Below are 14,801 nucleotides of genomic sequence, written 5' to 3'. Positions count from 1 at the left end.
ACCTCCACAGGTACGCGGATCGGGGGGCGATGCGCCACATGGCCTTCGACCGTCCGGTGCTGCGCCGGACCCCCGGACTGCTGTTCTGGCGGCTGCTCGGCACCGGCCGGGGGCCGTCCACGACGCTCGGCGCCGACCTGCGCCGCTGGGCGCTGCTGGCCGTGTGGCGGGACGAGCGGGCGCTGGAGGAGTTCCTGGAGCGCTCGCCGATCCCGGCGCGCTGGCGGCGCGAGGCCGTCGAGACCTGGCACGTACGGCTCGCGCCGATCTCCTCGCGCGGCCGCTGGAACGGCGTCGAGCCGTTCACCCCCGCATCCTTCACCCCTGCGCCCCTCACCCCTCGGACCGGGCAGCACCCGATCCAGGGCATGACGCCGCCGGGCGTGGAGCATCTCGCCCAGGGCATGACGCCGCCGGGCGTGGAGCATCTCGCCCAGGGCATGACGCCGCCGGGCCTGGAGCATCTCGCCCAGGGCATGGCGCCTCCGCGCCTGGAGCATCTCGCTCAGGAGACAGTGCTTTCGGGCGCGGAACGTCTCACACAGGGGCGGGAGCCCTCGGGCCTGGAGCGCCTTGCCGCTCGGGAAAGGGCGTCCTCGCCGGCGGGGTCTCCGGGGGAGCGGGCGGGTGGCGGACCGGTGGCGGTGCTCACCCGGGCGTCGATCCGGCCGTCGCGGCTCCTGGCGTTCTACCGGTCCGTCCCCTCCGTCGACCGGCTCCTGCGGGCGCAGGAGGGCTGCCTCGCCTCGGTCGGGCTGGGGGAGTGGCCGCTGGCGCGGCAGGCGACCTTCTCCCTGTGGCGTGACGCCGCCGCCGTACGCGCGTTCGCCTACGCGGGCCGCGCGCACCGCGAGGTGATCGAGCGCGTCCGCGCGCACGACTGGTACTCCGAGGAGCTGTTCGCCCGGTTCGTGCCGTACGCGAGCACGGGCACCTGGGACGGTGCCGACCCCCTCGCCGATTCCGTCGCCGCCCTCCTCGCCGGCCCCCAGGCCGACCCGGGCGCCGGTCGCCCGCCGGGCGCGGCGCCAGGGTCGTGACGGTCCCACCCCCATGTCATCAGGGGTCACGAACGTCTCACCCCGTCTCACCGCTGTCTCAACGGGCGGGGCGGACGGCGAGACGATCGCCGAGGCGGGCCACGACCTCGCCCCGGGCCAGATCGTGGGCCACGACGCAGGCCCGCGCGATGGTCGAGGCCCGTGAGGAGCCGTGGGCCACCACGACGGTGCCGGTCAGGCCGAGCAGCGCCGCGCCGCCGTGCGTCTCAGGGTCGTAGCGGCCGGCCACCCGCCGCAGCGCCTCGGGACCGGCCGCGTCCTGGGCGCCGAGCCCCGCGCCGTCCACAGTGCCGACCCCCGCGCCGACCTCTGTGGCCAGCAGGGCGAGCGTGGCCCGGACGGTGCCCTCGACGTTCTTCAGCACGACGTTGCCGGTGAAGCCGTCGGTCACGATCACGTCGGCCACCCCGGTGAGCACGTCGCCGCCCTCGACCGGGCCGTGGAAGCGCAGCGGCAGGTCGCGCAGCAGGGTCTCGGCCCGGCGGGTCAGCCGGTTCCCCTTGCCGGGCTCGGCGCCGATCGACAGCAGCCCCACGCGGGGCTCCGCCACGCCCAGCACGAGCTGCGCGTACGACGCTCCGAGCAGGGCGAACTGGGCGAGCATCTCGGGAGTGGGGTCCACGGTGGCGCCGGCGTCGATCAGCACGGTGGCCCCGCCCGCCGTCGTCGGCAGCGCCACGGCCAGCGCGGGGCGCAGTACGGCGGGCGCGGGGCCCAGCCGGTCGGTCGCGCAGGCGGCGACGGCTCCCGTGGAACCGGCCGACACGAAGGCCGCGCCGGCTCCGTCCCGGACGAGGCCGAGCCCGACGGCCAGGCTGGAGTGGGCCATGCGGACCGCCCCCGCGCCGCGCTCGGTCATCGGGACGACGTCGTCGGCGTGCGCCACGTCGATCTCGCCCACCGCCCCGAGCCGGGCCAGTTCCGCGCGCACGACGCCCGCCCGGCCGGTGAGGACGACCGGCACGCCGTGCTCCCGCCGGGCCTGGACCGCCCCCCGGACGATCTCGGCGGGCCCGTGGTCTCCGCCCATGGCGTCCACCACGACCGGCGAGGCGTTCGGCACGTCCCGCATGTCAGGCCACCCCCACCCGGCGCTCGGCCTGCGCGGCGGCGCGGGCCGCGAGCAGGTTCCGGGTGAAGATCGCGAGCCTGCGCCCGCGTGGCACCGTGGCCCGCCTCGCCAGCACGTCGTGACCGGCCGCCGTGATCTCGTCCAGGATCCCGCCGTACAGCTCGTACGCCGCGCGGATGCAGGGCCGCGACGACGGCGCGAGCAGCGCGATCCCCTCCCACGCCCGGCGGTAGTGGTCACGGGCGCGTTCGCAGTTCAGGGCCACGAGGTCGCGTACGGCCGGGGTGGCGTGCGGCGCGGCGAGGTCGGCCGGGGTCACGCCGAACTTGTCGAGGTCGGCCAGCGGCAGGTAGATCCGGCCCCGCGCGAGGTCCTCGCGCACGTCGCGGATGAAGTTGGTGAGCTGGAATCCCAGTCCGAGCTGCCGCGCGGGCTCGCGGGCCCGCTCGTCCTCCCCGGGCAGGGGCTCCAGCACGGGCAGCATCATCGTCCCGATGGCCGCCGCCGAGCCCTCCATGTAACCCAGCAGGTCGTCGTACGTCGCGTACCTGCCCACGGTCAGGTCGGCCCGCATGGACGCCAGGAACGCCCTCACGTCGGCGTGGTCGATCCCGAAGGCCCTGACCGTGTGCGCGAAGGCGGGCAGCACCGGGTCGCGGACCGGCTCCCCGCCCAGCGCGGCGGTCAGCCGGGAGGCCAGCCGCTCCAGCGCCTGGGACCGGTCGCCGCTCATCCCGAAGGAGTCGACGATCTCGTCGGCGTAGCGGGCGAAGCCGTACAACGCGTGGACGTGCGGCCGTTTCCAGGAGGGCAGCAGCCGGGTGGCCAGGTAGTAGGAGCGGCCGTAGCGGGCGTGCAGCCTGCGGCACCGCTCATAGGCCGCCGTCAGCGTGGCGGACGACGGAGGGGACGACGTTCTCATGGAGTGCTCTCCAGGATGCGTTCGGCGGCCAGGCGGCCGGAGATCAGCACGGGCGGCACTCCGACGCCGGGGGCCGTGTACATGCCCGCGAAGTGGAGGCCGGGGACCCGCCGGGCCGCGCCGGACGGCCGGAACCAGGCCGTCTGGGTGAAACGGGCGTCGAGGGCGAACGGCGTGCCCGCGGAGTGGCCACGCCGCCGCCAGGCGGGGGGATCGAACACGAGCCGGGGTGTCGCGGACAGGTCGCCGTACCCGAGGCCGGAGAGCCGGTCGAGCATGCGGTCCACGAGACGTGGGGTGAGGGCGGCCCAGTCCGCGCCGCCCTCCAGGTTCGCGGTGGGCTCCAGCACGCTCAGCACGGCGGGGCCCGCCTCACCGGGCCCGAGGTCGCCGGGCCCGTGGTCGTGTGGTCCGTGGTGGTCTTGTGGCCCGTGGTTCTGTGGACAGGTCACCAGCAGGCTCGGGTCCGGCTGCGGGCGACCGGCCTCCAGCGCCCCGAACGTCGCCCGCCATTCCCGCCCGAAGTGCAGGGTGTGGTGGGCCTGGCCGTCCGGCCGCCGGTCGAGGGCGAAGTGCGCCACCAGGCACGAAGGGGAGAACCGGGGACGGCGCAGCCGCCAGTCGGCCGCCTCCTCCGGCAGCAGGCCGTCGCCGCCGGCGCCGTGGGCCCGGACGAGGTCGCAGGCCACCACCGCGTGCCGGGCCGCGAGCCGCTCGCCCGTGTCGAGCCGTACGGCCGTCACCCCGGCGCCGTCGGTCTCGATCCGGGTGGCCCGCACGCCGTACCGGAGGACCGCCCCGGCCTTCTCCGCGGCGGCGGCCATGGCCCGGGGGACGGCGTGCATGCCACCCTCGCGGGGGAAGTAGACCCCGCCGACGGTGTCCATGTGGGCGATCACCGCGTACACGCCGAGCGCGCGCTGCGGCGACCTGCCGACGTACAGCGACTGGAACGTGTGCGCCCTGATCAGCCGCTCGTCGGTGAGGTGGCTCCGCACGAGGCGGTCCAGCCGGCGGAAGCCGCCGAGCGCGGTCAGCCGGGCCAGCGCGTACGGCCGGGCCAGCGCGCGCAGCCGGGTCATGTCCCGGTCGATGAACGCGTCCCACTCGGCCTCGAACATCTCTCCGAGCAGCCGGCGGAACCGGCGGTAACGGGCGGCCTCCGCGGGCCCGCACAGCTCCCGCACCTGGTCCTCCATGGCGTCCGCGCCCGCGACCACGTCGAGTCGCGACCCGTCGTGGAAGGTCAGCCGGTAGTACGGGTCGAGCCGGCGCAGCGGCAGCCAGCGCTCCATGTCCTGCCCGGCCGCGGCGAAGGCGTCGGCCAGCACCCCCGGCATGGTCAGCACGGAGGGGCCGGTGTCGACGCGGTGCTCGCCCAGGGCGGCCGTGCCGCAGCAGCCGCCCGGTGCGTCGGAGGCCTCGACCACCGTCACCTCACGGCCGGCTCCGGCGAGGCGCATGGCGGCGGCCAGGCCGCCGAGGCCCGCGCCGACGACCACGACCGGCCCGCCCGCGGTCACCAGACGGTCCTGCGGGTCGTCGTCATGCGCGGTGCTCCTTCGGTCGGTGATCGGCGGACGCTTCGGTGATCGGCGGCCGGTTCCGTGATCGGCGGCGCCGTCAGTAGAGTTTTCGCGCCCTCCCGCTCCGGCGGTTGCATCCGCGCGGTTGCATCCGTACGGGGCCTCCCGGCCGAAACAAGGCGAGGGGCGGCCGGAACGACGTGGTGGCCGGAGGACGGGAGCGGCGGGACGGCAGGGGCCCGAGCCACGACGGGCCGCGGGAAACGGCGGCCGTAAGCGGAAGCGCGGGCCGGAAGCAGCGGCTGGAAGCACTCGGAAGCAGCGGACGGACACGGGGTGAGCGGGTGAGGCGGGAGGGGCAGCCGGAGACGGGCGGCGACGCCGTCTCCGAGGAGGAGCCGGGGTACGGCATCGGAGCCGTCGCCCGCCGGCTCGGCGTGCCCGCGTCCACGCTGCGCACCTGGAACCTCAGATACGGCATCGGCCCGAGCAGGCGCAGCCCCGGCGGACACCGTCGCTACGACGAGGCGGACCTGCGCCGCCTCCAGGAGATGAACAGGCTGGTCCGGTCGGGGATGCCGCCGGCCGACGCCGCCAGGCTGGCGCTGCGGCAGCGCCCGCCCGCGGCGGGGGAGCGGAGCACCGGGGAGCCGGGGGCCGGTGAGCAGGCGGCGCCCCCGCCAGGAGGGGCGGCCGCGGCATCGGGGCGCCCGGCGCGCCGCGACGCGGGCCGCCTCGCGGGCCCCTCCGCGCCGCCCGAGGCCGCGCGTGAGGCCGAATCGCCGGCCGCGGAACCCGGCCTGCTGTCCGCGGCCATGCTGGCCCGCGCCGTGGCGGCGATGGACGCCCCGGCCGTGAGCGTGGCCCTGGACGCGGCGCTGGCCGCGCACGGCGTGCTGTGGACGTGGGAGCGGCTCGCGCTGCCGGTGTTCGCGGCGATCAGCCGCCGGCAGTGGGAGACCGGAGCCGGGATCGACATCGAGCACCTGTTCTCCAACAGGCTCCAGGCCGCCCTGGTGCGCTTCTCCGCGCACGCGCCCGCGCCCGTCCACCCCCGGCCGGTCCTGCTGGCCGCCGCCGAGGAGGAGCAGCACACCCTGGCGATCCAGGCGCTCGCCGCCGCGCTCGCCGGCCTCGCGGTGGAGACCCGGGTGCTGGGGGCCCGCACGCCGTACTCCGCGCTGGCGGACGCCATGCGCCGGGTCGGCCCGGCGGCGGTGTTCGTCTGGTCGCAGACCCCCGCGACCGGTGAGCCGGCCCCGCTCGGCGGCCTGCCGGGGCTCCGCCCCGCGTGCCGGGTCATCGCCGGTGGCCCGGGGTGGGGCGAGGGCATGCCTACGGAAGTCGTTCGGGTGACTACGTTTCGTGACGCCATCTCGGCGGTAATGACCACTCTGCGGTAATTCGCCCTCTTTGGCGCACTCTTGACCTGGGGCTCGGTCGATTTTGTTGCCATGACGACGCGCGGGGGGCTATGAATAGGTTTTGAATAAGTTCTTGGGGCATGGGGGGACCATGGAGACGACGCTGGAGTTCCGCCTCGCCGCGGGTGACACGGGCGCCCTGGGAGAGTGCTACCGAGAGCACTCCCCGGCCGTGCGCTCCTACCTGCGCAAACTTGTGCCGCCGCAGGATGTGGAAGACGTCCTCCAGGTCGTCTTCACGGAGGTCTGGCGGTTCCGGCACCGCTTCGACCCGGGCCGGAGCCTGCCGGCCTGGCTGTTCGGGATCGCCCACAACCGCGCCGTCGACCACCTGCGGGCGCGCACGCCGACGACGGTGCCGCTGGAGGCGGTCCCCGACCCGGCGGGACACGACGGGCGGCAGGACGGCGACGAACTCGCCGACCGCGACCGGGTGCTCCGGGCGCTGGCCGCGCTGCCGCAGGTGCAGCGCCAGGCGATCGAGCTGGCGTACTACGGCGACCTGACCCAGCGCGAGATCGCCGAGCACCTGCGGGTCCCGCTCGGCACCGTCAAGGCTCGCACGGCCCGGGGTCTGCACCGGCTGTCCGCACTGCTGGAGGCGGCGTGAACACGACGGAGAGCACGACGGAGAGCACGACGGAGGCCGCGGTGGAGAGCACACTGGAGAGCGCGGCGACGCAGGTCAGGCCGAGGGTGGCGGTGTCGAGCTGCCTGCTGGGCGCTCCCGTGCGGTTCAACGGCGGCCACAGCCGCGACCGGTTCCTCGCCGGCGAGCTGGACGAGTACGTGGACTGGGTGCCGATCTGCCCCGAGATGGAGATCGGCCTCGGCGCGCCCCGCGAGACGCTCCGGCTGGAGCGCGGCACGGACGGGCCCCGGCTGATGACCCGGCGGACGCGCCGGGACCTGACCGCCGAGATGGCCGGCCTCGCCGCCGAGCGGGCGGCGGAGATCGGCGCCGTCGACGGCTACGTCTTCAAGTCGAAGAGCCCGAGCTGCGGGCTCCACGGCGTCCCCGTGTACGGCGGGTCCGCCCCCGGCGCCCCCGGGCGCCGCGGTCCCGGCCTCTTCGCCTCCGCGATCACCGGCGCCCACCCGTCTCTGGTCGTCGAGGACGAGGGCCGGCTGCACGACGCCGTGCTGCGGGAGGCGTTCGTCGAACGGATCTTCGCCGCGGCCCGGCTGCGGGCGCTGCTGTCCGGCGACTGGCGCCCCCGCGACCTGGTCGGCTTCCACGCCCGGCACAAGATGCAGATCCTCGCCCACTCGCCCGCGGCGTACCGCGTGATCGGGCGGCTCGTGGCCGCCGCGGGCGACCTGCCCCGGGAGACGCTGGCCCGCGAGTACGGCTGGGCCTTCCGCACCGCCCTCCTGGTCAGGGCCACGATCGGGCGCCACGTCAACGTGCTGCACCACTTCCTCGGCCGGATCAGCGGTGACCTCGACCCGGTCCGCCGGGCCGACCTCACCGAGGTCATCGAGGCGTACCGGGCGCACCGGGTCGCCCTCGCCGTGCCGCTGGCCCTGCTGCGCCACCACGCGAAGGGCGCCGGAGCCGGCCAGGTCCAGGAGCAGACCTACCTGTCGCCCTACCCGGACGCGCTGCGCCTGCGCAACCACGTCCCCGCCTGACGGGGGCATGCGGGGACCGGTGCATACGGCTGGCTGGAAGGGAAGAAAGGCTCCTTATGGGACGCACCTCGAAGAAGACGCTGACCGGCACCGCCCTCGCCGTGACCGCCGCCGCCGTGGCCGGCGGCCTCGGCACCGACCCCCGTTCCTCCTGGTACCACCGGCTGCGCAAGCCCTCCTGGCAGCCGCCGAGGCAGGCGTACGGACTGGTGTGGACGCCGCTGTACGCGACGATCGCCTACGCGTCCGCCCGCGCGCTCTCCGTGGGGGACGAGCGCTCCCGGCCGGCCCTGCGCCGGGCGCTCGCGGCGAACCTGGCGCTGAACGCGGCCTGGCCGCCGCTGTTCTTCAAGGCCCGCAACCCGCGCCTCGCGCTCGCCGAACTGGTCGCGCTCAACGCGTCGAACGTCCTGCTGACCCGCCGCTTCCTGCGCCAGGACCGCGCGGCGGGGCTCCTGCTGCTGCCGTACACGGGGTGGACGCTCTTCGCCACCGCGCTCAACGCCTCCATCGCCCGCCGCAACCCCCGGGCCTGACCGGTCCCGCTCGGCCTGCCGCCGTGACCCGCCGCGAAAGCGGTCAGACCCGCGCGGCTGCAAGATGCCGGCGGACTGGATCTCAGGAGGCCGTCATGGAGCCGCGGGGTCGAGCTGGCGGGGCCGCTCGTCCTCGCCCGGCGGTTCCTGGGATTCAAAAGCCGTGAGGATCGTGGTGAGGACCTCCCGGAACCTCCGCACCTGGGCCGGGGTGAGGGGGTCGAACAGCACGCGGCGGACCTCCTCCACGTGGCCCGGCGCGGCCTGCACGAGCGCCGCGAAGCCCTCGTCGGTGAGCTCGGCGACGGTCGTGCGCCGGTCCTCGGGCCGCTTGACCCGCCGCACCCAGCCCTTCTCCTCCAGCCGCGAGACGGCGTGGGAGAGGCGGCTGACGGAGTATCGGAGAATGGAGGACAACTCGCTCATCGTCATGGTCCGGCCCGGCGACTCGGAGAGCACCACGAGGATCATGTAATAGGTGTGCGGGATGCCCGAGTCACGCTGCAACTGCCGTTCTAGGGCGTCCTGGAGGAGCTGGCTCGTCCTGATGTAAGCGCGCCAGGTGCGCTGCTCCTCATCGTCGAGCCATCGCGTGCCGGACATGCGCCAAGACTACCGGTCGGTCGGCACAATCTTTGTGGGCCAAAGACCCTGGTTCGATCGTTCCCGTCAGGAAAGTCTCAGGGCATGGACGAAATGGAGCGCATCGACGCCTATTGGCGGGCCGCGAACTACCTGTCCGTCGGGCAGATCTACCTGATGGACAACCCGCTGCTGACCGAGCCGCTGATCGCCGAGCACGTCAAGCCGCGGCTGCTGGGCCACTGGGGCACCACCCCCGGGCTCAACTTCTGCTTCGCCCACCTGAACCGGGTCATCCGGGAACGCGACCAAGAGATGATCTACATCGCCGGTCCCGGGCACGGCGGCCCGGCCGCGGTGGCCCACGCCTGGCTGGAGGGCACCTACACCGAGCGCTATCCCCACGTCACCCGCGACGCGACCGGCATGCGCCGGCTGTTCCGCCAGTTCTCCTTCCCCGGCGGCATCCCCAGCCACGTGGCCCCTGAGACTCCCGGCTCCATCCACGAGGGCGGCGAACTCGGCTACGCCCTGTCCCACGCGTACGGCGCGGCCTTCGACAACCCCCGCCTGGTGGTGGCGTGCGTCGTCGGGGACGGCGAGGCCGAGACCGGCCCGCTGGCCACCGCCTGGCACTCCAACAAGTTCCTCAACCGGGCCGGCGACGGGGTGGTGCTGCCGATCCTGCACCTCAACGGCTACAAGATCGCCAACCCCACCGTGCTGGCCCGTATCCCCGAGCCCGAGCTGCTCAAGCTGTTCGAGGGGTACGGCTACCGCCCCCACGTCGTCTCCGGCGACGAGCCGGCCGAGATGCACGAGCTGATGGCGCGGACCCTGGACACGGTGTTCGACGAGATGGCCGACGGCGGCCCGCTGCCGATGATCGTGCTGCGTACGCCCAAGGGCTGGACCGGCCCCCGGGAGGTGGACGGGCTGCCGGTGGAGGGCACCTGGCGCGCCCACCAGGTGCCGCTGACCGATGTGCGCGACCGCCCCGACCGCCTGGAGGCGCTGCGGGAGTGGATGCTCTCCTACCGGCCCGGGGAGCTGTTCGACGCCGACGGCCGGCCGGTCGAGGCCGTCACGGCCACGGTGCCGGACGGGCCGCTGCGGATGAGCGCGAACCCGCACGCCAACGGCGGTGAGCTGCTGCGCCCCCTCGTGCTGCCCGACTTCCGCGACTACGCCGTGGAGGTCAAGAGCCCGGCCACCGCCTCCAGCGAGCCGACCCGCGTGCTGGGCGGGTTCCTGCGGGACGTGATCGCCGCCAACCCGGAGAACTTCCGGCTCCTCGGCCCGGACGAGACCGCGTCCAACCGGCTGTCGGCGGTGTTCGAGGCCACCGGCAAGGAGTGGGAGGCGGCCCTGCTGCCGACGGACGAGAACCTCGGCCCGGCCGGCCGCGTGATGGAGGTGCTCAGCGAGCACCAGTGCCAGGGCTGGCTGGAGGGCTACCTGCTGACCGGCCGCCACGGGCTGTTCAACTGCTACGAGGCGTTCATCCACATCGTCGACGCGATGTTCAACCAGCACGCCAAGTGGCTGGAGTCGTCCCGCAAGATCCCCTGGCGCAGGCCGGTGGCCTCGCTGAACTACCTGCTGTCCTCGCACGTGTGGCGGCAGGACCACAACGGCTTCAGCCACCAGGACCCCGGGTTCCTCGACGTGGTGGTCAACAAGAAGGCCGAGGTGGTGCGGGTGTACCTGCCGCCGGACGCCAACACGCTGCTGTCGACCGCCGACCACTGCCTGCGCTCCCGCGACTACGTCAACGTCGTCGTCGCCGGCAAGCAGCCCGTGCTCGACCTGATGAGCATGGACGAGGCGGCCGTCCACTGCGCCCGCGGGCTGGGGATCCTGGAGTGGGCCTCCACCGACGAGGGCGCCCATCCCGACGTGGTGCTGGCCTGCGCCGGCGACGTGCCGACCCTGGAGACCCTCGCCGCCGCGGCGATGCTGCGCGAGCACCTGCCCGAACTGAAGGTGCGGGTGGTCAACGTGGTCGACCTCATGCGGCTGCAGCCGGCCTCCGAGCACCCGCACGGGCTGCGCGACGTGGAGTTCGACGCGCTGTTCACCACCGACCGGCCGATCATCTTCAACTTCCACGGCTACCCATGGCTGATCCACCGCCTGACCTACCGGCGTACGGGACACGAGAACCTGCACGTGCGCGGATACAAGGAGGAGGGCACCACCACCACGCCGTTCGACATGGCGATGCTCAACGACATCGACCGCTACCACCTGGTGATGGACGTGATCGACCGGGTGCCCGGCCTGGGCAGCACGGCCGCCCACCTGCGCCAGCGCATGGCCGACGCCCGGTTGCGCGCCCGCGCCCACACCCGCGAGTACGGCGAGGACCCCGCCGAGATCCGCGACTGGACCTGGCCCGCCTCCTGAACCGGGACGCCGGCCTGTGTGTCGGGCAATCACCTGACGTGATCCTGATGGGTGGTCGATGATGCCGGTATGCGCGGAGCGGTGCCGGTATGGGGCGGGGCCGGGGTCGCGGTGGCGGCCCTGGCCGGGCTGGGCGTCTACCTGTCCCGGGTGGGGCTGGACAAGGCGGACAAGCTGGCCAGCGTGGTCGGGTTGTTCGTCGGCCTGGCCGGGCTGGGGGTGGCGGTGTACGGGCTGGTCGCCGAGCGGGGAAGCGGCGGCGGCGGTGGTGTGCGGCAGCGGGCCAGGGCCACCGGCCGTGGCCGCGTTTCTCAGGCCGGCCGTGACATCACCGCCGGTCCGGCGCGGCGGGTCGGAGGCGACGACCACGCTGCGGCGGGTGGCGTGGCCGGCGGTGAAGCACGGTCGGTGTGGCAGCGGGCCGAGGCCGCCGAGGACGGCCAGGTGGATCAGGCCGGCCGAGACGTCGACGAGCGGTGAGGCCGTCGCGTGGGTCACGCAAAGTGGTCCAGCATGCGGAGGGTTCGGGGCTGGCCCGGATCTACCAGGCGGCCGGGGACCTGATCGTGTACGGGGGCGAGGAGCCGTACCGGTGGGCGCCGTGGCCCGCACCGGCGTCGCCTCCGGCTGCGGGGGAGGCGCGGGCGCAGCCCAGTGAGCTGCTGCGTGCCTCGCACGCGCTCGTCGCCTTCACCGGCCGCCACGATCTGCTGGAAGAGCTGACGAGCTGGCGGGATACGGCCACCGGGCAGAACGTGGCGGTGCATCTGATCCATGGGCCGGGTGGTCAGGGCAAGACCCGGCTGGCCGGACACGTGGCGGGCCTGTGGCGGCAGCGGGGGTGGGTGGTGCTGGCGGCCCATCACCGGCGTGATCGATCCACCGCATCAGAGTTCGAGGTTCCCACCTTCGAAGAGGCGGCCGGGGTGCTGGTGGTGGTGGACTACGCCGAGCGGTGGGACACCGCCGACCTGCTCACCCTGTTGCGTGACGCGCATCTGCCCGGGCGGCTGCCGGTGCGGGTGCTGCTGCTGGCCCGCCCGGCCGGCACCTGGTGGGACAGCCTGAGGGGGCGGATGCACCGCGATCTTGGCCTGATGCCCGGCCGACGGGAGCTGGAGCCGCTGGAGCAGGAGACCGGGATCAGCCGTGCGGGGCTTTTCGCCGCGGCCCGTGACCGGTTCGCCGAACTTCTGCAGGTGCCCGGAGCCGGCTCGGTGGCGGTGCCGTCCGCGCTGGAGCGGCATGAGGCCTATCGGCTGGTGCTGACCGTGCACATGGCCGCGTTGGCCGCGGTGCTGGCGGCCGAGCGTGGCCAGCAACCGCCCGCCGATCCGGTGCGGGTGTCGCAGTTCCTGCTGGCGCGTGAGCGGGATCACTGGGAGGCGATGGCCTCCCCCCGCCGGGACAGACCCCTGGCGACCTCGCCGGAGGCGATGGGGCAGATCGTCTACACCGCGACGCTGACCGGCCCGCTCGGCTACGACGACGGCAAAGCCGCCCTGGCACGCGCCGACATCGAGTCCACCCAGGCGACCGGGCAACTCCTCAAGGACCACGCGGTGTGCTACCCACCCGCAACAGCTCCCGCCGCGGGGCCGGCCTCACCGGAAGCGGTATCGGCTCCTCACCCGAGCATCACGGTGCTGGAGCCGTTGTACCCCGACCGTCTGGGCGAGGACTTCATCGCCTTGTCCACCCCCGGCCATTCCTGCGACTTTCCCGCCGATCCGTGGGCGGAGGCGGCGCCCGCCCGGCTGCTGGCCCCGCCCGCCGGCGCCGGTGACGGGCCGGCTGAGGGCGGGAGCATGCCGACGTGGGCGCGGCATGCGGTGACCACGCTGATCGAGGCCGCTCACCGATGGCCCCACCTGGCCCGGCAGCAGTTGTATCCGCTGCTGGCCGCCGCCCCTGACCTGGCTGTGCACGCCGGTGGCGCCGCTTTGACCAGGCTGGCCGACCTGGACGACATCGATGCCCGGCTGCTGGCGGCCATCGCGGCGAGGCTGCCCACCCAGCGGCATATCGATCTCGACATCGGGGCCGCCGCGGTCGCCTCCCGCCTGGCCGAGAACCGGCTGGCCGCCGCCACCGACCCGGCCACCCGTGCCCGCCTCCACGAAGCCTTGGCCATCCGCCTGTCCTACGCGGAGCTGCACACACGCGCGCTGGCCGAAGGCCACCAGGCCGTCGGACTCTGGCGCCGGCTCGCCGCGCTGAACCCGGACGCCTACCTGCCCCTACTGGCCGACTCGTTGAACAACCATGCGAACCGGCTGACGGAGGTCGGACAGTGGGGCGAGGCGGTCCCGGTCAGTGAGGAGGCCGTCCGCCTGCGCCGCGAACTGGCCGCGCTGAACCCGGACGCCTACCTGCCCGACCTGGCCGTCTCGTTGAACAATTACGCTCTGCGGTTGACGGAGGTCGGGCGGCGGGCCGAGGCGGTCCCGGTCAGCGAGGAGGCCGTCCGCCTCTTCGGTGAGCTGGCTCAGCTCAACCGGGAGGCCTATCTGCCCAACGTGGCCGGCTCGCTGAGCAACCAGGCTGTCTTGCTGGGGGAGGTCGGGCGGCGGGGCGAGGCGGTCCCGATCGGTGAGGAGGCCGTCCGCCTCTTCGGTGAGCTGGCTCAGCTCAACCGGGAGGCCCACCTGCCCGGCCTGGCCGTCTCGTTGAACAATTACGCTCTGCGGTTGGCGGACGTCGGGCGGCGGGCCGAGGCGGTCCCGGTCAGCGAGGAGGCCGTCCGCCTCTACGGCGAACTGGCCGCGCTCAACCGGGACGCCTATCTGCCCGACCTGGCCGGCTCGCTGACCAACCACGCTGCCTTGCTGGGGCGGGTCGGGCGGGGGGCCGAGGCGGTCCCGGTCAGCGAGGAGGCCGTCCGCCTCTACGGCGAACTGGCCGCGCTCAACCGGGACGCCTATCTGCCCGGCCTGGCCGCCTCGTTGACCAACCAGGCTGCCTTGCTGGGGCGGGTCGGGCGGGGGGCCGAGGCGGTCCCGGTCAGTGAGGAGGCCGTCCGCCTTTTCGCGGAGCTGGCTGCCCTCAACCGGGAGGCCTATCTGCCCGACCTGGCCGGCTCGTTGCAGAGCAATGCTCTGCGGCTGGCGGAGGTCGGGCGGCGGGCCGAGGCGGTCCCGGTCAATCAGGAGGCCGTCCGCCTTTTCGCGGAGCTGGCTGCCCTCAACCGGGAGGCCTATCTGCCCGACCTGGCCTCCTCGTTGAACAACCACGCTGCCTTGCTGGCGCAGGTCGGGCGGGGGGTCGAGGCGGTCCCGGTCAGCGAGGAGGCCGTCCGCCTCTACGGCGAGCTGGCCGCGCTCAACCGCGACGCTCACCTGCCCGAAGCCCTGAGAAGTCTTACGGCTTGGGGGTATGTGCTGATCGAGAACTCCCGGTTCCGTGCCGCCGTCACACCGCTTGCCGCGGCGTTACTGACGTCGCGGGAACTGCCCGAGTACGTCGCCCAGGACATCATCGGCTCGGCCTCCGATCTGCTCCGTCTCGCCTATGCGGGAGATGCCGCCGCTGTGGCCGACGAGTTCCGCGTGGTCACCGGCCAGGACGTCCCGACCTGGATGAAGGAACCACCCTCCGCCACCGAAGGCTGACGAGAGCGACCTCCACAGCCTCC

The 14,801-nt window shown here is 73.9% G+C and carries 12 protein-coding genes; 8 read left to right on the top strand and 4 right to left on the bottom strand.

What is annotated here, in order from left to right:
* Positions 1-38 precede the first annotated feature (38 nt).
* The gene (locus HHX33_RS36490; protein WP_259402858.1) at positions 39-1,040 is read left to right on the top strand and encodes a hypothetical protein; all 1,002 of its coding nucleotides are present in this window, start codon (positions 39-41) and stop codon (positions 1,038-1,040) included.
* A 58-nt stretch (positions 1,041-1,098) separates the two neighbouring features.
* Here HHX33_RS36490 and plsX read toward each other — a convergent pair whose 3' ends face one another.
* Genes plsX through crtI form a run of 3 tightly spaced genes read right to left on the bottom strand, consistent with a single transcriptional unit; the run spans position 1,099 to position 4,578 of the window.
* On the bottom strand, positions 1,099-2,133 hold the full coding sequence (plsX, locus tag HHX33_RS25905; RefSeq protein WP_182876878.1) for a phosphate acyltransferase PlsX: 1,035 nt from the start codon (positions 2,131-2,133) through the stop codon (positions 1,099-1,101).
* A gap of 1 nt (position 2,134) precedes the next feature.
* Entirely contained in the window at positions 2,135-3,055 is a 921-nt protein-coding gene (locus HHX33_RS25900) for a phytoene/squalene synthase family protein (protein ID WP_182876876.1), read from the bottom strand.
* A complete protein-coding gene (crtI, locus tag HHX33_RS25895) occupies positions 3,052-4,578 on the bottom strand; it encodes a phytoene desaturase family protein (RefSeq protein WP_182876875.1) in 1,527 nt (508 codons plus the stop codon). Before crtI ends, HHX33_RS25900 begins: the two co-directional genes overlap by 4 nt.
* Positions 4,579-4,925: 347 nt before the next feature.
* Here crtI and HHX33_RS25890 point away from each other — a divergent pair, with 347 nt between their 5' ends.
* The 4 genes from HHX33_RS25890 (at position 4,926) to HHX33_RS25875 (ending at position 8,176) form a co-directional block, all read left to right on the top strand.
* Positions 4,926-5,984, top strand: coding sequence for a MerR family transcriptional regulator (locus HHX33_RS25890; protein WP_182876874.1), 1,059 nt, complete (start codon positions 4,926-4,928; stop codon positions 5,982-5,984).
* Between the two features lie 112 nt (positions 5,985-6,096).
* A complete protein-coding gene (locus tag HHX33_RS25885; protein ID WP_182876873.1) occupies positions 6,097-6,615 on the top strand; it encodes an RNA polymerase sigma factor in 519 nt (172 codons plus the stop codon).
* Positions 6,612-7,640, top strand: coding sequence for a DUF523 and DUF1722 domain-containing protein (locus HHX33_RS25880; protein WP_310741528.1), 1,029 nt, complete (start codon positions 6,612-6,614; stop codon positions 7,638-7,640). Before HHX33_RS25885 ends, HHX33_RS25880 begins: the two co-directional genes overlap by 4 nt.
* 56 nt (positions 7,641-7,696) lie before the next feature.
* Positions 7,697-8,176: a TspO/MBR family protein gene (locus HHX33_RS25875; protein WP_138460203.1), complete on the top strand. Its 480-nt coding sequence runs from the start codon at positions 7,697-7,699 to the stop codon at positions 8,174-8,176.
* Positions 8,177-8,269: 93 nt separating this feature from the next.
* Here the strand turns inward: HHX33_RS25875 and HHX33_RS25870 are convergent, their stop codons facing one another.
* Positions 8,270-8,779, bottom strand: coding sequence for a MarR family winged helix-turn-helix transcriptional regulator (locus HHX33_RS25870; RefSeq protein ID WP_111700313.1), 510 nt, complete (start codon positions 8,777-8,779; stop codon positions 8,270-8,272).
* Between the two features lie 84 nt (positions 8,780-8,863).
* Between HHX33_RS25870 and HHX33_RS25865 the strand changes: the two genes are divergently transcribed.
* The 3 genes from HHX33_RS25865 (at position 8,864) to HHX33_RS37390 (ending at position 14,778) form a co-directional block, all read left to right on the top strand.
* A complete protein-coding gene (locus tag HHX33_RS25865; RefSeq protein WP_182876872.1) occupies positions 8,864-11,167 on the top strand; it encodes a phosphoketolase in 2,304 nt (767 codons plus the stop codon).
* A 69-nt stretch (positions 11,168-11,236) separates the two neighbouring features.
* Positions 11,237-11,647, top strand: coding sequence for a hypothetical protein (locus HHX33_RS25860; RefSeq protein WP_182876871.1), 411 nt, complete (start codon positions 11,237-11,239; stop codon positions 11,645-11,647).
* A 23-nt stretch (positions 11,648-11,670) separates the two neighbouring features.
* Positions 11,671-14,778 carry a tetratricopeptide repeat protein gene (locus HHX33_RS37390; protein WP_182876870.1) on the top strand — a complete coding sequence of 1,036 codons (3,108 nt, stop codon included), beginning with the start codon at positions 11,671-11,673 and terminating at the stop codon, positions 14,776-14,778.
* The last annotated feature ends 23 nt before the right edge of the window (positions 14,779-14,801 follow it).

The organism is Microbispora sp. H10670, assembly GCF_014161385.1.
GTDB classification, from domain to species: Bacteria; Actinomycetota; Actinomycetes; order Streptosporangiales; family Streptosporangiaceae; genus Microbispora; species Microbispora triticiradicis.
The sequence above is the reverse complement of the archived record's forward strand: the minus strand, read 5'-3'. Positions and strand labels throughout refer to the sequence as shown.

Coding starts and splice junctions, on each gene's coding strand:
- HHX33_RS25865 (WP_182876872.1), top strand. CDS start 8,864: ATGGACGAAATGGAGCGCATCGACGCCTATTGGCGGGCCGCGAACTAC.
- plsX (WP_182876878.1), bottom strand. CDS start 2,133: ATGCGGGACGTGCCGAACGCCTCGCCGGTCGTGGTGGACGCCATGGGC.
- HHX33_RS25860 (WP_182876871.1), top strand. CDS start 11,237: ATGCGCGGAGCGGTGCCGGTATGGGGCGGGGCCGGGGTCGCGGTGGCG.
- HHX33_RS25885 (WP_182876873.1), top strand. CDS start 6,097: ATGGAGACGACGCTGGAGTTCCGCCTCGCCGCGGGTGACACGGGCGCC.
- HHX33_RS25900 (WP_182876876.1), bottom strand. CDS start 3,055: ATGAGAACGTCGTCCCCTCCGTCGTCCGCCACGCTGACGGCGGCCTAT.
- HHX33_RS25875 (WP_138460203.1), top strand. CDS start 7,697: ATGGGACGCACCTCGAAGAAGACGCTGACCGGCACCGCCCTCGCCGTG.
- HHX33_RS36490 (WP_259402858.1), top strand. CDS start 39: ATGGCCTTCGACCGTCCGGTGCTGCGCCGGACCCCCGGACTGCTGTTC.
- HHX33_RS25870 (WP_111700313.1), bottom strand. CDS start 8,779: ATGTCCGGCACGCGATGGCTCGACGATGAGGAGCAGCGCACCTGGCGC.